This window comes from Lysinibacillus sp. fls2-241-R2A-57, from assembly GCF_030209535.1.
Lineage (GTDB): Bacteria > Bacillota > Bacilli > Bacillales_A > Planococcaceae > Lysinibacillus.
This window is the reverse complement of the sequence record NZ_JARVRU010000011.1, coordinates 1-2,815: the sequence shown is the minus strand read 5'-3', so window position 1 is coordinate 2,815 and position 2,815 is coordinate 1. Positions and strand designations below refer to the sequence as shown.

At 33.4% G+C, this 2,815-nt stretch carries 3 protein-coding genes; 2 read left to right on the top strand and 1 reads right to left on the bottom strand.

Annotated features, from left to right (window positions below; translation table 11 throughout):
• Positions 1-75: 75 nt before the first annotated feature.
• Positions 76-594 carry an EamA family transporter gene (locus QRN68_RS02355; RefSeq protein ID WP_285395054.1) on the top strand — a complete coding sequence of 173 codons (519 nt, stop codon included), beginning with the start codon at positions 76-78 and terminating at the stop codon, positions 592-594.
• A 372-nt stretch (positions 595-966) separates the two neighbouring features.
• A complete protein-coding gene (locus tag QRN68_RS02350; protein WP_285395052.1) occupies positions 967-1,893 on the top strand; it encodes a serine hydrolase domain-containing protein in 927 nt (308 codons plus the stop codon).
• A 241-nt stretch (positions 1,894-2,134) separates the two neighbouring features.
• Here the strand turns inward: QRN68_RS02350 and QRN68_RS02345 are convergent, their stop codons facing one another.
• Complete coding sequence (locus QRN68_RS02345) at positions 2,135-2,737, bottom strand: hypothetical protein (RefSeq protein ID WP_285395051.1); 603 nt, start codon at positions 2,735-2,737, stop codon at positions 2,135-2,137.
• Positions 2,738-2,815: the final 78 nt, after the last annotated feature.

Genomic DNA, 2,815 nt, shown 5'->3' with positions numbered 1-2,815 from the left:
CGTACGATGTTTTTATTTTTCTAAAGTGTTCAACTTGATTCTACTATTCGCCAAACTATATCTTTAAAAAAATGGATGATTTCAATTGGAACATTAACAGCCTGCTTTATTTTAATAGGGGCAGTTATTAGTGGTAAGTCTGGAATTGCTTCACAAATTTCGTCTGAAATGATTATTGGAATTATTGCAAGTATTCTTTGTGGGATAGGTGCTGTTTATTGTTCGGAATATTCAAGAGAACTTAGTGATAGAGGATGGACAAGTTCTATGATTTTATCAAAACGATACGTCGCAATCATTTTGATTTCATTTATTTTTACATATGATTTAATAATTCCGTACTTCGTTGAAAATATCATTTGGATTTTAATTGTCACATTTGGAGGTGTTCTCATTCCCAATTATTTATTACAAAAAGGTATTCAATATACAAATACTTTTTTAGTGATGATGTCCCTTAGCTTTATTCCCGTGTTCACGTTTCTATTCCAACTTTTTGATATGCGTATACAATTTTCATTCGTTACAGCAATAGGTGTTTCATTATTATTTATTTGTGGAATTAGTAGTTTAAGAGATGATGAAGATAATTAATTTTAAAATGAATAGATTATTCGTGTTCTAAGAAAATAACGTTCCCAAATGGAAGTTTAGAAATACACCAAGAAGCCACGAATGTTGTTAAATCAACGTTTCGTGGCTTTTCTTATTAATATTGTTTCTGCGTTTTTTTATGCACTTTTGTTAAAAGTCAGTCATAGCATGCCAGTGCAGATAACTGTCCAATCCCCGTAGATTTAATAAATTGGATTAGTTGGAACGCCGTATGCGGTGAAAGTCGCACGTACGGTGTGGACAGGGGGAAAAGCTGGCGATAATTTCAAAAGCTTACCTATCTATTAATAAAGAAGGAAAAAAGTTACAAAAGGAGAATATTTAGTATAGTTTTTGAAAGGGGTTAGAGATATGAGTAAAATATCTTTTTTTGAGTTTGAAAAGAAACTTACAAGTATTAGAATTGAAGCATTTGTTATTTATAAAGGGAATACACGGATATTCGAATACTTGAAGAATAAAAAGGTTATAGAAAAGCCGTCAAAGGTTTATTCCATTACAAAAAGCATTGTTTCTATATTAATTGGAATTATGGTAGATAAAGGTTTAATTAAAAATATTCACGAACCCATACAAAACTATTTTCCAGAAATATTAGAGTCTAATGATCCGCAAAAGAAAGAAATTACAATATTTCATTTACTGACCATGACTTCGGGTTTAAAAGTAGGAAATTTCCAAGGATCGAAAAATTGGGTTAAATTCATACTAGGACAACCAATTATACATAAACCAGGTTCAACTTTTCAGTATAATTCAGGAGACTCTCATTTACTAAGTGCGATAATACAAAAAATATCTGGAATTCCTACCGCTTCATTTGCTGAAAAATATCTATTCTGTCCATTAGGGATAAATAAATACACTTGGCAAAAGGACCCACAAGGAATTCATGGGGGTGGTTTCAGTATTTCATTAAATCTAGAGGATATGGTGAAGATTGGATTATTATTTTTAAACGAAGGGCGATTTAATTCAAATCAGGTGATTTCATCCAACTGGCTCCTTCAGGTAAAAAGACCATATAAACAAGTTGAAACCATAAAAGACGGAACATATGGATATGGTTATCAGCTTTGGACTTATGAAGATACTAATACTAACACCCCGATTGATTATTACTATGCTAACGGCTTATTTGGACAATATATATTTATTGTTCCTAAGTTAAATATTATGGCTGTGGCGAAAAGCCATATAAAAAATGAACAGCAATCTGCACCGAGACTTTTTTTCGAAGAGCTATTAGGTAGTTGGCAGGATGAGGGAGACATATGAGCAAGCTAAACTTTGGTTCCTCCTCTTCTGATATCATACTAATTTCTTCTTTAACTCCCATGAAAGAACTTAATCATCTTTCATTTTTTGTGGTGAAGTGCTGTTTATTGCGCTTCATGGATGGCTAACGGGTACTTTAGCTGAGAATGATGCCAGTCTCATGGGAGGTCGGCTTCTTTGTTTTGGTACCTTTTCTCAAAAAATTAGTCTCGGTATAAAATAAAAGAAGAAACTTAACAGCTTATTCTTTTGTCATATTGATCTCGAAAGCTGTGGCATTGTTTTGGTTGGAACTTTGTAATACCACGTTTAACCCATTCGGCGAAGTTAGATGAATTTGTTCATACAAGCAAATAGGTAACTGTCGGTTATCTTTAAAACGTTTGTCTGGAGTATTGTTTTTATTCACATATTTCCATGTATATCCAGTTACTTCGGCATCACTTGGCACTGCTTGATCTTCAACAAATCGCACAGATGATCCTGTAATTTGCAATTGATCATAATCAATCGAACCTAGTTTATTGTTTCTGCGGATTAGCACTTGATCGGGCAGAAAAATCAGTTCTTCTTTTTGCAATGGAACCCGAATAATCTCCACATTGGATCGCATATACAAAGGGAATTTTTGATTAATTCGGCAGGCAATTCGATTGACAATGGTTTGTGCACCTGCATTTGTTTTTGCCCGAAGCGTTGTACCTTTTTGTGTTACTTGCCAAATCCTTTTAGAAGATAGCAATATTTTCCATGCATTTATTCTTCGTTGATGCGCTTGCATATACTTCTCATCACATTCATAGAAAAGCTTGACCTTACCGAACGTGCCCACATAGATTTTCAACAAAACTCCTATGAAAAAAAAGCGGCGAATAGTAGAATCAAGTTGAACACTTTAGAAAAATAAAAACATCGTACGCGA

Excerpts from the sequence above, each read along its gene's own strand:
- QRN68_RS02350 (WP_285395052.1), top strand. The coding sequence starts at position 967 with ATGAGTAAAATATCTTTTTTTGAGTTTGAAAAGAAACTTACAAGTATT.
- QRN68_RS02355 (WP_285395054.1), top strand. The coding sequence starts at position 76 with ATGATTTCAATTGGAACATTAACAGCCTGCTTTATTTTAATAGGGGCA.